This is a genomic window from Sphingomonas sp. R86520, from assembly GCF_042466285.1.
In the GTDB taxonomy this organism is placed as follows: domain Bacteria; phylum Pseudomonadota; class Alphaproteobacteria; order Sphingomonadales; family Sphingomonadaceae; genus Sphingomonas.
The window spans coordinates 712,374-728,976 of the sequence record NZ_JAXHBZ010000001.1; the positions used below are offsets into that span (position 1 = coordinate 712,374).

General features: G+C 65.2%; 12 protein-coding genes. 5 read left to right on the forward strand and 7 right to left on the reverse strand.

All coding sequences use genetic code 11. The features are described 5' to 3' along the window. Positions 1 to 37: 37 nt before the first annotated feature. The 4 genes from SJY41_RS03505 to SJY41_RS03520 all read left to right on the forward strand — a co-directional run bounded on the left by SJY41_RS03505 (position 38) and on the right by SJY41_RS03520 (position 5,431). A complete protein-coding gene (locus SJY41_RS03505; protein WP_380779105.1) occupies positions 38 to 2,080 on the forward strand; it encodes a protein-disulfide reductase DsbD family protein in 2,043 nt (680 codons plus the stop codon). Positions 2,081 to 2,166: 86 nt separating this feature from the next. After that, the gene (locus tag SJY41_RS03510; RefSeq protein WP_380779107.1) at positions 2,167 to 3,687 is read left to right on the forward strand and encodes a circularly permuted type 2 ATP-grasp protein; all 1,521 of its coding nucleotides are present in this window, start codon (positions 2,167 to 2,169) and stop codon (positions 3,685 to 3,687) included. Next, entirely contained in the window at positions 3,687 to 4,622 is a 936-nt protein-coding gene (locus SJY41_RS03515; protein ID WP_380779108.1) for an alpha-E domain-containing protein, read from the forward strand. The genes SJY41_RS03510 and SJY41_RS03515 overlap by 1 nt, the downstream gene beginning before the upstream one ends. Next, a complete protein-coding gene (locus SJY41_RS03520) occupies positions 4,622 to 5,431 on the forward strand; it encodes a transglutaminase N-terminal domain-containing protein (protein WP_380779110.1) in 810 nt (269 codons plus the stop codon). The genes SJY41_RS03515 and SJY41_RS03520 overlap by 1 nt, the downstream gene beginning before the upstream one ends. A gap of 70 nt (positions 5,432 to 5,501) precedes the next feature. On the opposite strand, the gene SJY41_RS03525 is transcribed toward SJY41_RS03520, so the two are convergent. Both SJY41_RS03525 and SJY41_RS03530 read right to left on the reverse strand, forming a co-directional pair. Then, entirely contained in the window at positions 5,502 to 6,278 is a 777-nt protein-coding gene (locus SJY41_RS03525; protein ID WP_380779112.1) for an arginyltransferase, read from the reverse strand. Positions 6,279 to 6,408: 130 nt separating this feature from the next. After that, a complete protein-coding gene (locus tag SJY41_RS03530; protein WP_380779114.1) occupies positions 6,409 to 7,668 on the reverse strand; it encodes a threonine ammonia-lyase in 1,260 nt (419 codons plus the stop codon). A gap of 201 nt (positions 7,669 to 7,869) precedes the next feature. On the opposite strand from SJY41_RS03530, the gene SJY41_RS03535 reads away from it, so the two are divergent. Continuing rightward, positions 7,870 to 9,555 (forward strand): amidohydrolase, encoded by a 1,686-nt coding sequence (locus SJY41_RS03535; RefSeq protein ID WP_380779116.1) that lies wholly within the window; start codon positions 7,870 to 7,872, stop codon positions 9,553 to 9,555. Between the two features lie 6 nt (positions 9,556 to 9,561). Here SJY41_RS03535 and SJY41_RS03540 read toward each other — a convergent pair whose 3' ends face one another. From SJY41_RS03540 to SJY41_RS03560, 5 genes are all read right to left on the reverse strand, one after another. Further along, on the reverse strand, positions 9,562 to 10,449 hold the full coding sequence (locus tag SJY41_RS03540) for an acyl-CoA thioesterase (RefSeq protein ID WP_380779118.1): 888 nt from the start codon (positions 10,447 to 10,449) through the stop codon (positions 9,562 to 9,564). A 127-nt stretch (positions 10,450 to 10,576) separates the two neighbouring features. After that, positions 10,577 to 11,704: an acyl-CoA dehydrogenase family protein gene (locus tag SJY41_RS03545; RefSeq protein WP_380779119.1), complete on the reverse strand. Its 1,128-nt coding sequence runs from the start codon at positions 11,702 to 11,704 to the stop codon at positions 10,577 to 10,579. A 133-nt stretch (positions 11,705 to 11,837) separates the two neighbouring features. Next, on the reverse strand, positions 11,838 to 13,022 hold the full coding sequence (locus tag SJY41_RS03550) for an acyl-CoA dehydrogenase family protein (protein ID WP_380784043.1): 1,185 nt from the start codon (positions 13,020 to 13,022) through the stop codon (positions 11,838 to 11,840). A gap of 145 nt (positions 13,023 to 13,167) precedes the next feature. Then, positions 13,168 to 15,204, reverse strand: coding sequence for a 3-hydroxyacyl-CoA dehydrogenase NAD-binding domain-containing protein (locus SJY41_RS03555; RefSeq protein WP_380779121.1), 2,037 nt, complete (start codon positions 15,202 to 15,204; stop codon positions 13,168 to 13,170). A 109-nt stretch (positions 15,205 to 15,313) separates the two neighbouring features. Beyond that, a complete protein-coding gene (locus SJY41_RS03560; RefSeq protein WP_380779123.1) occupies positions 15,314 to 16,534 on the reverse strand; it encodes a serine hydrolase domain-containing protein in 1,221 nt (406 codons plus the stop codon). Positions 16,535 to 16,603: the final 69 nt, after the last annotated feature.

Here is a 16,603-nt window from a genome sequence, read left to right on the forward strand (position 1 = left end):
GCTATGGCTTTGCGCGATGAACGACACAAGGATGGCCATGCGCAGTTTACGTTGCGTCGTGATGACGGTTTTTGCTGCGCTGAGCGCGCTCGCGCTGGGAACGCCTGCGGCGGCGGAATCGCTGAACGGCTCCAGCCAGCATCTGACGATGCGTCTGGTCGCGGAGAGCGATCACCCGAAGGCCGGCGCGCCGTTGATGATCGCGCTCGCGACCACGCCCGAGAAGGGCTGGCACGGCTATTGGCGGAATCCCGGGGACGCAGGTTTTCCGGCGACGTTCGACTGGACGCTGCCCGCTGGCGCCAAGGCCGGCGATCCGGAATGGCCGGTGCCGACGACGCTGCTGATCGCGGGCCTGATGAACTATGTCTACGAGGCGCCTTATGCGCCGCTCGTGACGATCCAGGTTCCGGCCGGCCTGGCGGCAGGAGCCAAGCTGCCGATCCGGTTGAAGACGAGCTATTTGGTGTGTTCGGCGACGATCTGCGTGCCGGAGGAACAGGCGTTGTCGCTCGACCTTACGATCGGTGACGGCGCGCCGACCGCGGCCGCGGCGTTCGCGGACTGGCGACGCGCGATCCCAAAGCCGCTCGATGCCGGCGCGACATACGCGGTGACCAACGGGTCGCTCCGGATCTCGGTGCCGTTTCCGGCGGGTGCGACCGCTGACAAGGCGTATTTCTTCCCCGTCACCACCGGCGTCGTCGACAATGGCGCGGCGCAGACGGTGACCCGTGACGGCGACCGGCTGACGATCGCGACCAAGGTCGCCGCGAACGGCAAGGCGACCGGACCGATCGACGGTGTGCTCCGCATCGGCGAAGGGCAGGGGCTCAGCGTCAAGGCCACCGTCGGCGCGATCGCCGATACCGGCTCCACCGGCACGTCCAGCGAGAGCATCTGGCTGACCGCGCTGGTCGCGTTCGCCGGTGCGGTGCTCGGCGGGCTGATCCTCAATATCATGCCGTGCGTGTTTCCGATTCTCAGCCTCAAGGCACTCAGCCTGGCACGCGGTGGTGCCAGCGAGAAGGACGCGCGGGGCGAGGCCCTGGCCTATACCGCCGGCGTCGTGCTGGTTTGCCTCGGCCTCGGTGCGGCGATCCTGGCCTTGCGCGCGGGCGGCTCGGCCGTCGGCTGGGCGTTCCAGTTGCAGCACCCCGGCGCGATCGTCGTGCTGCTGCTGCTGAGCGTGGCGATCGCGTTCAATCTCTCCGGCCTGTTCGAGGTGCCGACACCGCGCTTCGCGGGTGAAAGCGGTGCGAGCGGGGCGTTCGCGACCGGCGCGCTCGCGGCGTTCATTGCCACCCCCTGCACCGGGCCGTTCATGGGGGCGGCGCTCGGTGCGGCGCTGGTCTTGCCGTGGCCGGCGGCGCTGGCCGTGTTCGGCGGGCTCGGGATCGGCTTGTCGCTGCCGTTCCTCGCGATCGGCTTCATTCCCTCGTGGCGCCGCTGGTTGCCAAGGCCCGGCGTATGGATGGAGACGTTCCGCCATGTCCTGTCGGTGCCGATGTTCCTGACCGCGATCGCGCTCGGCTGGGTGCTTGGCCGCCAGACCGGCGTCGAAGCGCTCACGCTCGCACTGGTCGCGGTACTGGGCGTCGGCGTGGTCCTCTGGATCGGCGGCACGCGGCAGCGCAAGGGCAAGGCGTTCGGCTTGGTCGCGCAGATTGCGCTCGCCATCGTCTTCGTCGGCAGCGCAGCGCTGATCGCGCAGACGCCGCAGCCGTCGGCAAAGACCGAGGCCGCTGGCGACGAAGTCTTTACCGAAGCCAAGCTCGCATCGCTGCGTGCCGAAAAGCGTCCGGTGTTCGTGTATTTCACGGCCGACTGGTGCCTGACGTGCAAGGTCAACGAGAAAGCCGCGATCGAGACGCGTGGCGTGCGTGACGCGTTCGCGAAGCACAAGGTCGCGGTGCTGATCGGCGACTGGACCGACGGCGATGCGACGATGGGACGCTTCATCCAGTCGCACAACCGCGCGGGCGTTCCGCTGTACCTCTATTACGCGCCGGGGGCTGCCGAACCGACCGTCCTGCCGCAGGTCCTGACGCCCGGCTTGCTGGAAGGACTCGGCGCCTGAAAAAGTGTGGATAACAAGCCCTTGTGCGCCGCACCAAAGCGTTGCAGCATGGAACCGCAACGCTTGATGGGGAATTGACCGTTTCGATGGGGAAACAAGCGTTCGACGAGATCATGGGGACACCGGGCGATACGACCGCCCGTCCCGAATTGGCGGCACTCGGGAGGTGGATCGAGGAGACGCCCGACCCCGAACTGCGTCGTCGGCAGGAGGCGGCCGAGACCACGTTCCGCCAGCTCGGCATTACCTTTGCGGTGTACGGCGAGAACGAGGCGGCCGAGCGGATCATCCCGTTCGACATCGTCCCGCGCGTGTTCCTGCATGACGAATGGAGCCGGTTGTCCGACGGGCTCGTCCAGCGGGTCGAGGCGATCAACGCGTTCCTCGACGACATCTACGGCGAGCGACGCATCCTCAAGGAAGGCATCCTTCCCGAGGACCTCGTGCTCGGCAATGCGCAGTTCCGTCCGGAGATCGCCGGGATGCGGCCGCCGCACGGGATCTGGGCGCATATCTGCGGGATCGATCTGGTCCGCACCGGACCCGACGACTTCTTCGTGCTCGAGGACAACGCACGAACCCCGTCGGGCGTCAGCTACATGCTCGAAAATCGCGAGGCGATGCTGCGGCTCTGCCCTGAGCTGTTCCGCGAATTTCGCGTGGCCGCAGTCGACAGCTATCCGGACCTTTTGCTCGAAACGATGAAGTCGGTCGCGCCGCATGGCACGGGTTCGAACCCGACCTGCGTATTGCTGACCCCCGGCCATTATAATTCCGCTTATTACGAGCACAGCTTCCTCGCCGATTCGATGGGGATCGAGCTGGTCGAGGCCGCCGATTTGGTGGTCGATGACGACGTCGTGTGGATGCGGACGATCGCGGGGCGGGTGAAGGTCGACGTGATCTATCGCCGGATCGACGACGATTATCTCGATCCGCTGGTGTTTCGCCCCGATTCCGCGCTCGGCGTGCCGGGGCTGATCGCGGCCTATGCGGCCGGCAACGTCGCGATCATGAACGCGCCGGGGAACGGCATCGCCGACGACAAGGCGATCTACAGCTACATGCCTGATATCGTGAAGTTCTATTCGGGCGGCGAGTGCAAGCTGCGCAACGTCGAAACCTGGCGCTGCCGCGAACCGCAAGCGTTGCAATACGTCCTGGACAACCTAGCCGAAGTCGTCGTTAAACTCGTCGACGGCTCCGGCGGCTACGGCATGCTCGTCGGGCCGACCGCGTCGAAACAGGAGATCGAGGATTTCCGCGCCGCGCTGATCGCCGAACCGCATCGTTACATCGCCCAGCCGACGCTGGCGCTGTCGACCGTGCCGACGATGGCGCAGGGCGGACTGTCGCCACGCCACGTCGATTTTCGGCCGTTCGTGCTGACCGGATCGAACGGCGTGCAGGTCGTGCCCGGGGGGCTCACCCGCGTCGCGCTCAAGGAGGGATCGCTGGTCGTGAATTCTAGCCAGGGCGGCGGCACCAAGGACAGCTTCGTCCTGATGGCGGACCAGTCGCAGCGGATCGACCGAGGCGGGATGACGCAGACGATGGGCAGCATGTCGCAGACATTGGGTGCTCAGACCTCGGGTGGTACCGCTTGATGCTCTCGCGCACCGCTTCGTCGCTGTACTGGCTTGGCCGCTATTTCGAGCGCGCCGACTTCATCGCCCGTCTGGTCGAGGCGACCGTCCGGCTCGACGTGCTGTCGTCGCAACCCGCGGGCGAGGCTGCATGGGCCTCCGCACTTGCCGTCACCGAGACCGACGAAGCCTTCGCTGCGACCGGCGTCGAGATCGGCCAGCGGGACGTCGTCCGCTTCCTGACGCTGGACTCGAGCCACCCCGGCTCGATCGTCCGCTGCCTCGACATGGCGCGCAACAACGCCAAGGCGGTCCGCACCGCGCTGACCCGCGAGGCGTGGACCGCGATCAACCGGGCGTGGCTGTTGTTCGAAAACCGTGCGACGCCGGGCAGCACGACCGCGCAGTTGAACCTGGTCGAAGCGGTCAAGAACGAAACGCGCGGGTTCGAGGGTGCGGTCCACCGGATGCTGCGCAACCAGACGACATGGTTCATCCGGCTCGGCCAGGCGGTTGAGCGCGCGGACAACACGGCGCGGTTGCTCGACGTGAAATACCATATCCTGCTGCCCGAAGGCGAACGGCTGGGCGGCGCGATCGACCGCGATCAGTGGACGACGATCCTGCAGACCGTCTCCGCGGTTACCGCCTATCGCTGGCTGTATAACGACGGTTTGCGTCCCGCCGACGTGATCGACCTTCTGCTGGCACGCGCCGAACTGCCGCGGAGCTTGGCGGCTTCGGTCGAGGAGACGGTCGACGTGCTCAATCTGCTGGCCAAACGCACGGGCAATCATGGGGAGGCCGACAGGATGGCACGTATGCGCGCATCGCGAATGATCAAGACGCGGTCCGGCGAGGTGATATCGTCCGGATTGCACCAGTATCTCCAGGCGTTCATCGCGGAGAACGCGATGCTGCACGGCGCGATCGGCCGTCAGTTCAAGTTCCTTTGATGCGACTGTCGATCGACCATCACACGATATACCGCTTTTCCAAACCGCAGGCACGGCTGGTCCAGATGCTTCGGTTGACGCCGGAAAACACGCACGACCAGACGGTTGCTTCGTGGAGGATCGACGTCGATTGCGACGCCCGGTTGCGTCCAGGCCGCGACGGCTTCGGGAATGCGGTGACGATGCTGTACGCGGAAGGTCCCGTCGACGGGATCGAGATCACGGTGAAGGGTGAAGTGCTCACCAGCCATTCCGACGGCGTGGTGCACGGCGTCCACGAAACACTTCCTCCGGCACTGTTCCTGCGTCCGACCGAGGCGACGATGCCTGACCGCGCCCTTGGTAAATTCGCGGCGGAGGCCGCCAGCGAAGCAAAGGACCGGATCGGCGCGTTGCACCGGCTCAATCGGGCGTTCCACAAGCGTTTCGAGTTCGATGAAGGCCGGCCTGAACCCGGTCTTGCCGCGGGAGCCGCCTTTAGGAAGACGAGTGCTACCTCGCGCGACATGGCACAGATGTTCGCGGTTGCCGCCCGGTCGCTCGGTGCGCCGGCACGATACGTGTCGGGCTATCATCACAACGACTTCGAGAGCGTGCACTTTCCTACCCCGCACGGCTGGGCAGAAGCGTATGTCGAAGGTCTCGGATGGGTCGGCTTCGACCCCTGCACGGGTATGTCGCCGGAAGAACATTACGTGCGCGTTGCCATGGCCCTCGACTCGGTCGGTGCTGCTGCAGTCGCTGGATCGCGGTTAGGCGAAGGCCACGAGGAACTCGACGTCGATGTGGTGGTCCAGCGCGAGGATTGATTGAGGGCGCCTGTGAACGCAGCTTCTCGGAGTCAGTCAAGCGCTGCTGTAATGTCGGCTTGGCGTACCGTCAGGCCATGGCCGCGACACGCGCGGATTGTTGCGCCAGATCGGCATCTTCCAGCCGCCGCCACCCTGCCGGCCCCAGAACCTCCAACGGCCGATAGCGCGTTTTATATTCCATCCTGGGCGAGCCCTTCACCCAATAGCCGAGGTACACGTAGGGCAACCCCGCATCGCGCGCGCGGAGGATATGATCCATGATGATGAAGTTGCCGAAGCCCGGTCGGCTATCCTCGTCGGCCGAAAAGAAGCTGTAGACCATCGAAAGACCGTCCGCCTGCTGATCGGTGAGGCAAGCGCCGACGAGCTTGCCTTGCGTTCCGTCGACGCTGGGTTCGCGGTACTCGACGATGACCGAATTGACCGGCGAATGCTCGATCATGTCGGCGTAGTCGTCCTCGTCCATGCCGGCCATCCCGCCCCCCGGGTGACGCGTACCGAGATACCGGCGCAGAAGCTGGAATTGTTCGTCGGTCGCCCAGGGCTTGCAGGCTGTGACTTCGATGTCGCCATGGCGTTTCAGCAACTTGCGCTGTGTCGCGTTCGGCACGAATTCGTTCGTGACAACCCGCACCGATACGCATGCCGTGCACCCGACGCATGACGGGCGGTACGCGACGCCCTGGCTGCGGCGAAAACCGATCCGTCCCAGAGCGTCGTTCAGCTCGTTCGCGTGGGGGCCCGTCAACTCCGTGAAAACCTTGCGTTCCTCCCGTCCCGGTAAATAGGGGCAGGGGGACGGGCTCGTGACGAAAAAGCGCGGGAAACGATATGGCGCAGTCACCGAACCGGATGTCCTTCAGGCAAACGCGATGAGCCGCGCGGGACCGTATATGAGGGCGTCACGCCGGACTGCAAAGCGGGTTTACCACGATAATGCGGTAACGCCTTAAATCACGGCGCGACCATGGTATTTATGCCAGTTCGACGGTCGAGGTTTCATATCCGCCAGCGCGCAACGCACCCACCAGCCGGTCGAGATGTGCGCGATCCCGCGTCTCGCATTCGATGTCGGTGATCAGGCCCTTTGCCGGCAACGTCGTGAAGACACGCTGGTGATAGATCTCGATGATGTTCACGCGCTCCTGATCAAAGATCCGCGCGACGTGGAACAGCGCGCCGGGCTTGTCCTGCAACCGGATCCGCAACCGCGCGAGACGGCCCGACCGCGCCAGATCGCGCAACAGCACGTTGGCGAGCAGTCGCGTATCGATGTTGCCGCCGCACAGTACGATGCCGACGGTCCGCCCCGCGAACCGCCCCGGGTGCGACAGCAATGCCGCCAGACCAGCAGCGCCAGCACCCTCGACGACGGTCTTCTCGATCTGGAGCAACAGGCTGACAGACTCTTCCAGACTGCGTTCGCTGACCAGCACGATCTCGTCGACCAGTTCGGCAACGATCCGTGACGTGATTGCGCCCGGCTCCTTGACCGCGATCCCCTCGGCGAGCGTATCGCCCGCGCACGGCATGTCGGTGCCGTTGATGCGGTTGTACATCGACGGGAACAGTTCGGCCTGTACGCCAACGACTTCGATCGGATGGCCACCCGCTTGCTGGCTCGCGGCGCGCGCGACCGTCGACATGCCCGAGATCAGGCCGCCGCCGCCGATCGGGATAACCAGCGTATCGATCTGCGGCACGTCTTCCAGCATTTCCACCGCCACGGTCCCCTGACCGGCAATGACGCGGGGATCGTCGAACGGATGGACGAAGGTGAAGCCGCACTCGCCTTCAAGGATCCGGGCATGCGCATAGGCCGCGTCGAATGTCTCGCCGTGAAGCACGACATTGGCGCCGTGACCCTCGGTCTGCATGACCTTCACGGTCGGCGTGTTGGTCGGCATCACGATCGTCGCGGGGATACCGAGCCGGTTGGCGTGATAGGCGAGGCCCTGCGCATGGTTTCCCGCCGACGCCGCGATGACGCCCTTGGCGCAGGCTTCCGGCGACAGTTGCAGCAGCGTGTTGAGCGCGCCGCGCTCCTTATACGCGGCAGTGAACTGGAGGTTCTCGAACTTCAGATACACCGTCGCGCCGGTCATCTGGCTCAACGTACGGCTGATAAGCGTCGGCGTGCGGACGATCGAGGCGCGGATCCGGTCATGCGCGACGCGGACGTCGTCGATCGAGACGGGGAGGGTGGATGCCGCTACGGCAGCTTGGGTAGCCATGCCCGACCCGCTAGACCATCTGGCGCGCGTGGGAAACACTGCTTATGCGCTTGGGCAGACGCCGGGCAGGCATTCATCGTGCGATGACGATCGCGCCAGCATTGGCGGTTCATCGCTATCATGCGTGCAAGCTACTGGTACGAGCGAATAAAGTGACGAATTCCGCGGGTATCCCTGCGTGCAAGTGTGGAGAATGTCCTAGTGCTGCGTTGTCTGGTGTCCGTTGCGGTTCTCTCGCTTTTTTCGACGCCGGCGCTGGCCGACGGGATCGTCGACAACGTCAACGGCATCACGGTCGCCGATGGCGGGCGCGTGATCCATTTCAAGGCGATCCTGATCGACAAGGAGGGTCGCGTCACGCGGCTCGTCCCCCCCGGTGAGGAAGCGCCCAAGCTCAACCGCAAGGAATTGAAGAAGAACGCGGGCAAGCCGCTGTACGACTGGCGGGTCGACATGGGCGGCAAGACCGTGCTGCCCGGCTTTATCGACGCGCACGGCCATGTCGCTGAACTCGGCTTCGGTGCGCTGTCGCTCGACCTGTCGATGACCAAGTCGCTTGAAGAGGCAAAATCGCGGATCGCTGCCTATGTCGCGGGGAATCCCGACCGGAAGTGGGTACTCGGCCGCGGCTGGAACCAGGAGGTTTGGGGCCTGGGCCGCTTCCCGACCGCCGCCGATCTCGAGTCCGTATCGGGCGGTCACCCGATCTGGCTCTCGCGCGCCGACGGCCACGCCGGGTGGGCGAACCGCGAGGCTATGCGCGAGGCTGGCATCACGGGTGCCACCGTCTCGCCGTCAGGAGGTCGCATCGAGAAGACCGGCGGTGCGCCCTCGGGCGTGTTCGTCGACAGCGCGCAAGCGTTGATCGAGAAGGTCGTCCCACAGCCTTTGCCCAAGGAGCGCGACGCGGCCTTCCTCACCGCGCAGCGCATCCTGCTCGGCTACGGCGTCACCGCGGTCGCTGACATGGGCACTACGCTCGACGACTGGCTGACCTATCGCCGGATGGCGGACATCGGCGGGCTGCGCGTCCGCATCATGAGCTATGCGATGGGCGTCGAGACCGCGGGTCGAATCGGCGGCAAGGGACCGACGCCGTGGCTTTACAACGATCGCCTGCGCATGGGCGGCGTGAAGTTGTACGCGGACGGTGCGCTGGGCTCGCGCGGCGCCTGGCTATTGAAGCCCTATGCCGACGCGCCCGGCCAGTCGGGGCTCGGCTTTCTGACCGACGCGCAGTTGCAGAATCAGATGAGCCGTGCGGCGATGGACGGCTATCAGGTTGCGGTCCATGCGATCGGCGACAAGGCCAACCAGGAGGTGCTCGACGCGATCCAGGTCGAAAGCGAGACCTATACCGGCGATCGGCGCTGGCGGATCGAGCATGCGCAGATTGTCGATCCGACCGACCTGCCGCGCTTCGGAAAGTTCGGCACGATCGCCTCGATGCAGCCGACCCACCAGACCAGCGATCGGACCATGGCGGAGGCCCGGCTCGGGCCGAGCCGTCTCGCTGGCGCCTATGCGTGGAAGTCGATGCTGACCAACGGCGCAAAGCTCGCCTTCGGCACGGACTTCCCGGTCGAGAAGCCCGATCCGTTCGCGACCTGGGCAGCGGCGTTCACGCGTCAGGATGCCAGCGGGCAACCGCAGGGTGGATGGCAGTCGCAGGAACTCGTCACGCGCGAGCAGGCCTGGTGGGCGATGACCGGTGCCGCCGCCTATGCCGGGTTTGCGGAGACCAAGTTCGGTGCGCTCGCCCCCGGTCAGCGCGCGGACTTCATCCTCGTCGACCGCGATCCGACGCTGGCCTCGCCGACCGACCTGCGCGCTACCGTCGTGCAGGAGACGTGGATCGGCGGCGAGAAGGTCTGGACGCGCAAGTAACCGGAGTTACGCGCGCATGCGGATCAGCCCTTCCTGCGCGACGCTGGCGACCAGCCGGCCGTCGCGCGAGAAGATCCGGCCACGGTTGAACCCGCGCGCATGACCCGACCACGGCGCGTCGCAGGCGTAGAGCAGCCAGTCGTCGGCACGGAAATCTTCGTGCAGCCATAATGAGTGATCCAGGCTCGCGGTTTGCAGCCCCGGCGTGATCCAGTTCACACCATGCGGCAGCAGCGCCGTCCCGAGCAGCGCCATGTCCGACGCATAGGACAAGATCGCGCGGTGCATCGCAGGATCGTCGCCGATGGGAGCCACCAGACGGAACCAATTGGCGTGAGCAGCGGGTTGCGGAACGGGCTCGATCCAGCTCCGCGGGTTGACCGGACGGATCTCGATCGGACGCTGGCGGAGCATGTGCGCGCGGAACTTCTCGGGGATGCCGTCGATGCTTTCCAGGCGCAGTTCGCGATCGGAGCGCAGATCTTCCGGCGGCGCGACGTCAGGCATAGCGTCCTGATGATGCAGCCCGTCCTCGGGTGTCTGGAACGACGCCGCCATGTTAAGGATCGGCTGCCCTTTCTGCATCGCGATCACGCGCCGCGTTGCGAAACTGCGCCCCTCGAAGTCGCGGACGACGCGGAAGACGATCGGGTAGTCCTCGTTGCCAGGGCGCATGAAGTACGCGTGCAACGAATGCGCGGCCTTGGGCGCTTCGGTGGAGCGTTGCGCGGCTTGCAGCGCCTGTGCGATCACCTGGCCACCGAACACCCGACCGACGCCGCCGGGCTGGCGCTTACCGACGTACAGGTCCGTGTCGACTTCCTCGATCTCGAGCAGGTCGACGAGACCCTGGGCGAGCGCTTCGGGTGACGTTTCGGGAGCATTAGTCGTCATCTAGAATCTTCACCTTGTTCCCCGGCGCAGGCCGGGGCCCAGTTGGGAAGGTCGCAGTAACGGATGGTAGTGGCTCGCGGCAAGGTCGCCCAACTGGGTCCCGGCCTTCGCCGGGAAACGGTGATGCTTAGTACCCTGCTGCAATAGCGAGCCTGTCAGCATGGAAGTTTGCATCGCCGAACATCTCCGCCAGAACGCGCGCGCGCTTCATGTAGAAGCCGATGTCGTACTCGTCGGTCATACCGATGCCACCGTGCATCTGCACGCCCTCCTGGACGCTGAGCGTCGTCGCCAGCGCGGTCATCGCCTTGGCGACCGACACCGCTTCGTCCGCCCTGTCGCTGCCGAGATCGAGCAGTTGCTGCGCTTTCAACACGGCCGCCCGCGCGACTTCCATCTCCGAATATAGATGCGCTGCCCGGTGCTGGAGCGCCTGGAAGCTGCCGATCAGCGCGCCGAACTGCTTGCGCTCCTTCAGATAGTCGACGGTCATGTCCATCGCCCCGCCGCCGACGCCGAGCAGTTCCGCGGACGCCCCGGTCCGTCCCGCGCGGAGGAGGCGGTCGAGCGGCGTACGCCCAGCATCGACCTCGCCGATCACCGCATCCGCATCGACCTCGACACCGTCGAACTCGAGGCGCGCGGCCAGGCTCGAATCGGCAAGGCGCTCGGCCTGCGCCGAAAGACCTGCTGCGTCCTTGGGCACCGCGAACAGCGTGATGCCGTCCTTATCGTCGTCACTGCCGCCAGTGCGTGCCGCAACGATGATGAGGTCTGCGGTGTGGCCGTGCGTCACGAAGCGCTTCGCCCCGCTCAGCTTGAAGCCGTTGCCCGAGCGCTCCGCCTTCATCGCTACCGTATCACGGTGCTTGGCGCCTTCGTCGATCGCCAGCGCGGCGACGGTTTCGCCGGCGATGATCCCCGGAAACCAGCGCTCCGCTTGCCCCGTGCCCTTGAGTGCCTCGACCGCGGCGACCGCAGTGGAGAGGAACGGGGAGGGGGACAGGTTGCGTCCGATTTCCTCCAGCACCACGCCCGCCTCGACATGGCCGAGCCCGAGCCCGCCCTGGCCCTCGCCGATCAGGATGCCGGTAAAGCCTATCTCGGCGAACTGCTTCCACAGGCCGCGCGAGAAGCCGGTCCGGTCGTCGGCGTCGCGCAGGGCTCGCATGTGGCTGACCGGTGCGTGTTCGGCGACGAAATCGCGGATGGTGTCCTGCAGAACGGTCTGGTCGTCGTCTAGGTAGAGTGGCATTTCGAATACTCCGTCGCCCCAAGGCAGCCCGTCACCCCAGCGAAAGCTGGGGTATCGTGCGGCAAGGGGGCGTTTCCTTACGGGGAGACCCCAGCTTTCGCTGGGGTGACGATTGTGAGAGTGCGCGAGGGACTTACGCCGGCAGGTCCAAGATCCGCTTGGCGATGATGTTGAGCTGGATCTCGCTCGTGCCACCCTCGATCGAGTTCGCCTTGGTTCGCAGCCACGACCGCGGGATCGCACCACCCCGCGACCGATCGCTGTCCCATTCGAGCGCGTCCGAGCCACCCGCCGCCATCATCAGTTCGTACCGGCTCTTGTTCAGCTCGGTGCCGTAATATTTCATCATGCTCGGCTGCGCCGGATGCGCCTTGCCGGCCTTCAGTTCGTCGATGAACCGCTCGGACATCGCCCCGAACGCCTTCGCGCGCACCTCGAACAACGCGATCGACGCGCGCAACAACGGATCGGCGAGCCGCCCGTCATGCCCGAGCCCGACGGTCGCGATCGCCCCATCGATCAGCGGATTGCCGCCGCTGGAAGCGAGCCCCATGCCGGAAATCATCTCGCGCTCATGCCCGAGCAGGTATTTCGCGACGTCCCAGCCCTTGTTCTCCTCGTAGACGCGGTTGACCTTGGGCACCTCGACATTGTCGAAGAACGTCTCGCAGAACGGCGAATTGCCGCTGATCAGCAGGATCGGCTTGGTCGAGACGCCGGGCGACGCCATGTCGAACAGCACGAAGCTGATCCCGCCCTGCTTCGACGTCTTGTCGGTGCGGACGAGGCAGAAGATCCAGTCGGCCTTGTCGGCATAGGACGTCCACACTTTCTGGCCATTGACCAGATAATGGTCGCCCTTGTCCTCTGCCGAGGTCGCAAGCCCGGCAAGGTCGGAGCCGGCATTCGGTTCGGAATAGCCCTGGCACCAGCGGATTTCGGCGCGCGCGATCTTTGTCAGGTGATCGAGCTTCTGCTCCTCGGTACCGTATTTGAGCAATGCCGGCCCAAGCATCGAGATTCCGAACGAATTGAGCGGGTTGCGTGCTTTTATTGCCGCCATCTCTTCGCGCAGGATCTTGGTTTCCGCGGGGGAGAGGCCGCCGCCGCCATAGGCCTGGGGCCAGTCCGGCACCGTCCAGCCCTTGGCCGCCATCTTGTCGAGCCATTCTTTCTGCGCCGGGACCGACGGTTTGAACTGACGCCCACCCCAGCAGACGTCGTCTTCCGAGCGCACCGGCTTGCGCATCTCTGGCGGGCAATTCTCCGCGAGCCACGCGCGGGTTTCGGTACGGAAGGTGTCGAGGTCGGTCATGATGGTCCTTTCTCCCTCTTGCTCCCTCTCCCCGTCGGGGAGAGGGCTGGGGTGAGGGGCTGTGGAGCGGATCGTCCGAGCCTCACTGCCCCTCACCCGGCTTCGCTTCGCTCAGCCACCCTCTCCCCGGAGGGGCGAGGGATTGAATTTACTTGATCTTACCGCCGGTTGCCGCTGCGTCTTTCAACGACCTGGCAACGGTGAACCCGTATTTCTCCAACCCCGCGACGACCTTAGGCAAGCCCTCGGACTGTGCCCAGAACATCGGTCCGCCGCGATACACCGGCCAGCCATATCCATAGATCCACACCACATCGACGTCCGACGCGCGCTGCGCCTTGCCCTCTTCGAGGATCAGCGCACCTTCGTTGACCATCGTGTAGAGTGTCCGCACGACGATCTCCTCGTCGCTGATCTCGCGCGGCGTCACGCCCGATTTCTTGCGGAAATCGTCGATGATCTCGGTGACGCGCGCAGAGTTCGACGGCGTCCGCTTCTCGTCGTAATCGTAGAAGCCGGCCTTGGTCTTCTGGCCCCAGCGATTTTCTGCAGCCAGCGCATCGCGGATGTTCTCGATCCGGCTCGGATCGCGGTGCCAGCCGATGTCGACGCCCGCCAGGTCACTCATCTGGAAAGGCCCCATCGGCATGCCGAACGCGACATGGACCTTGTCGATCTGCTCCGGGCTCGCGCCTTCCAGCAGCAGCTTGGTCGCCTCGACCTGCCGCGGCATCAGCATGCGGTTGCCGATGAAGCCGTAGGTGACGCCCGCCACCACCGCGACCTTCTTGATCTTCTTGGCGAGCGCCATGACGGTCGCCAGCACGTCGTCCGCGGTCTTGTCGCCGCGCACCACCTCCAGCAATTTCATCACGTTGGCAGGCGAGAAGAAGTGCATGCCGACCACATCCTCGGGGCGCTTGGTGCACGCCGCGATCTCGTCGATGTTCAGATACGACGTGTTCGACGCCAGGATCGCGCCAGGCTTGGCGATCGCGTCGAGCTTGGTGAAAATCTCCTTCTTCACCTCCATAGTCTCGTACACCGCTTCGATGATTAGGTCGCATTCGGCCAGATCGGCGAAATCGAGCGTCGGCTTCAGCGCGCCCATCGCCTGTTCGACCTGCTCGGGCTTCATCCGGCCCTTGGCGGCAGTCGCCTCGTAATTCTTCCGCACGACGCCGGTGCCGCGGTCGAGCGCGTCCTGCTGCATCTCGACGATCGTGACGGGGATACCCGCGGACAGGAAGTTCATCGAGATGCCGCCGCCCATCGTGCCGGCACCGATCACACCGACGCGCTTGATCTCGCGAAGCTTTGTGTCGGCGGGCACGTCGTCGATCTTGGCAGCCTGGCGCTCGGCGAAGAAGATGTGGCGTTGCGCTGCCGACTGCACGCCGCTCATCAGCTTGAAGAATTCCTGGCGCTCGAACGCGATGCCTTCCTCGAAGCTGGAGCCGTCGGCGGCCTTCTCGACGCAGGCGATGTTGGCCGCGGGCGCGTCGAAGTTGCGGAACCGGCGCGCATTCTCCTTCTTAAACGCGGCGACCGCCTCGGGATCGGCCTGCGCGGTCTTCTCGGAGGCACGGGGCAGGGGGCGCTTGCTCGCCACCTCGCGGGCGAAGGCGATCGCGTCGGCCTCAAGGCTGTCCTCGCCGACGATCTTGTCGATCAGGCCGGCGTCGAGTGCCTTCTTGGCCGAGATCGGATCGCCCTTCGCGGTCATCTCCAGCGCGAGCTTCACGCCGGCGATGCGCGGGATACGCTGTGTGCCACCCGCGCCGGGGAGCAGACCGAGCTTCACTTCGGGCGTACCGATCTTCGCCGAGGGAACGGCGACGCGGTAATGGCAGCCGAGCGTAACTTCGCAGCCGCCGCCGAGCGCGGTGCCGTGGATCGCCGCGACGACGGGCTTCGACGACGCCTCGATCATGTCGACGACGGTCGGCAGTCCGGGCTCGACCATTTCCTTGCCGAACTCGGTGATGTCGGCGCCCGCAAAGAACGTGCGGCCGTCGCAGCGGATCACCATCGCGGTGATGCTGTCGTCGTTGACGCCTTCCTTGATCGCAGCTTCGAGACCCTGCCGGACCGCGGCGCCGAGCGCGTTGACGGGGGGATTGTTCGAGATGATGACGAGCACGTCGTCATGGCGTTCGGTGCGGATCGGACTGGTCGAGGACATCGTAAAGTCTCCTGCTATCTGATCGTCATACCAGCGGAAGCTGGTATCTCCTCGTAACCGGGAGACCCCAGCTTCCGCTGGGGTGACGGGGTAAGTTCGTATGCGTGGATTAGGTCATCGCCGCGTAGATCATCGTCTTCAGTTCGCGGCGGATGGGGTAAAAGCTGCTCGGCGAAAGCTGCGTCATGAACACCATCGACAGCCGCTCGACGGGGTCGGCGAAGAACGCGGTCGAGAACATCCCGCCCCAGTAGAATTCGCCCTTCGATCCCGGCACCATCGTCTTCGCGACGTCGTCGGTGATCGCGAAGCCGAGCCCGAACCCGGTACCGGCGTTCGACGCCTCGCTGAACAGCGACTTCGACATCGCCGCCAGATCCGATTTCCCGGGCAGGTGGTTCTGCGTCATCAGGTCCAGCGTCTTGCGCCCAAGGATGCGCGCGCCATCGAGTTCGCCGCCGTTCAGCAGCATCGTGTTGAACCGGTGGTAATCGAGCGCGGTCGAGACGAGCCCGCCGCCGCCGGACACGAGCTTCGGTTGCCGGCTCCAAGCACTCTCGGCACCACGATCGTACATCACGCGGCCCTTGCCGGGCGCAAGCGTGTAGCAGTCGGTCAACCGGTCGAGCTTGTCCGCGGGAACCTGGAAGAAGGTGTCGTCCATCTTCAGCGGCGCGAAAATGCGTTCCCGAAAGAACTGGTCGAGCGGCAGGCCCGACACGCGCTGCACGACCGCGCCCAGCACGTCGGTCGCGACCGAGTAATTCCACGCGGTGCCGGGCGAGAATTCGAGCGGGATCTTCGCCAGCGCACCGATGAAGCCGTCTAGGTCATACCCGCCGTGCCAGCTCTCGATCTTGCCCTCGCGGTAGGCGGCATCGACATTCGACCGGTTCTGGAAACTATAGGTCAGCCCCGAAGTGTGGCGAAGCAGGTCGATCATCCGCATCGGCTCGGCAGTCGGCTTGGTCACGAACGGCACGCCGCCGCCGCCGCCATCATAAACGCCGATATCCTTGAACTCGGGCAGCACGTGGTGGACCGCCGTATCGACCGCGACGAGGCCCTGCTCGACCAGCATCATGAACGCGACCGAGGTGATGGGCTTGGTCATCGAGGCGATGCGGAACAACGACCCTTCGTCGATCGCCTTGCCGCCCTCACGCGCCGCGCCCGCATTCGAGAAATGAACGATCTCGCCGTCGCGCGCGATCAGTAACTGCGCGTTCGGTAGCTTGCCCGAATCGATGTAGCGCGTCTGGAGCAGCGTATCGATTGCCGCCAATCGGCTCGCATCGAAGCCGTGCGCGGCAGGTTCAGCGATTTTCACAATTCGACCGTCCGTGCCATGACCCGCTCCATACCCCTAGTTCGAACTTGGTGCCTCTATTGCCTTGAG

Bases quoted from the DNA above. Each gene is read 5' to 3' on its own strand.
- SJY41_RS03505 (WP_380779105.1), top strand. From the start codon at position 38: ATGCGCAGTTTACGTTGCGTCGTGATGACGGTTTTTGCTGCGCTGAGC.
- SJY41_RS03510 (WP_380779107.1), top strand. From the start codon at position 2,167: ATGGGGAAACAAGCGTTCGACGAGATCATGGGGACACCGGGCGATACG.
- SJY41_RS03515 (WP_380779108.1), top strand. From the start codon at position 3,687: ATGCTCTCGCGCACCGCTTCGTCGCTGTACTGGCTTGGCCGCTATTTC.
- SJY41_RS03520 (WP_380779110.1), top strand. From the start codon at position 4,622: ATGCGACTGTCGATCGACCATCACACGATATACCGCTTTTCCAAACCG.
- SJY41_RS03530 (WP_380779114.1), bottom strand. From the start codon at position 7,668: ATGGCTACCCAAGCTGCCGTAGCGGCATCCACCCTCCCCGTCTCGATC.
- SJY41_RS03540 (WP_380779118.1), bottom strand. From the start codon at position 10,449: ATGACGACTAATGCTCCCGAAACGTCACCCGAAGCGCTCGCCCAGGGT.
- SJY41_RS03545 (WP_380779119.1), bottom strand. From the start codon at position 11,704: ATGCCACTCTACCTAGACGACGACCAGACCGTTCTGCAGGACACCATC.
- SJY41_RS03555 (WP_380779121.1), bottom strand. From the start codon at position 15,204: ATGTCCTCGACCAGTCCGATCCGCACCGAACGCCATGACGACGTGCTC.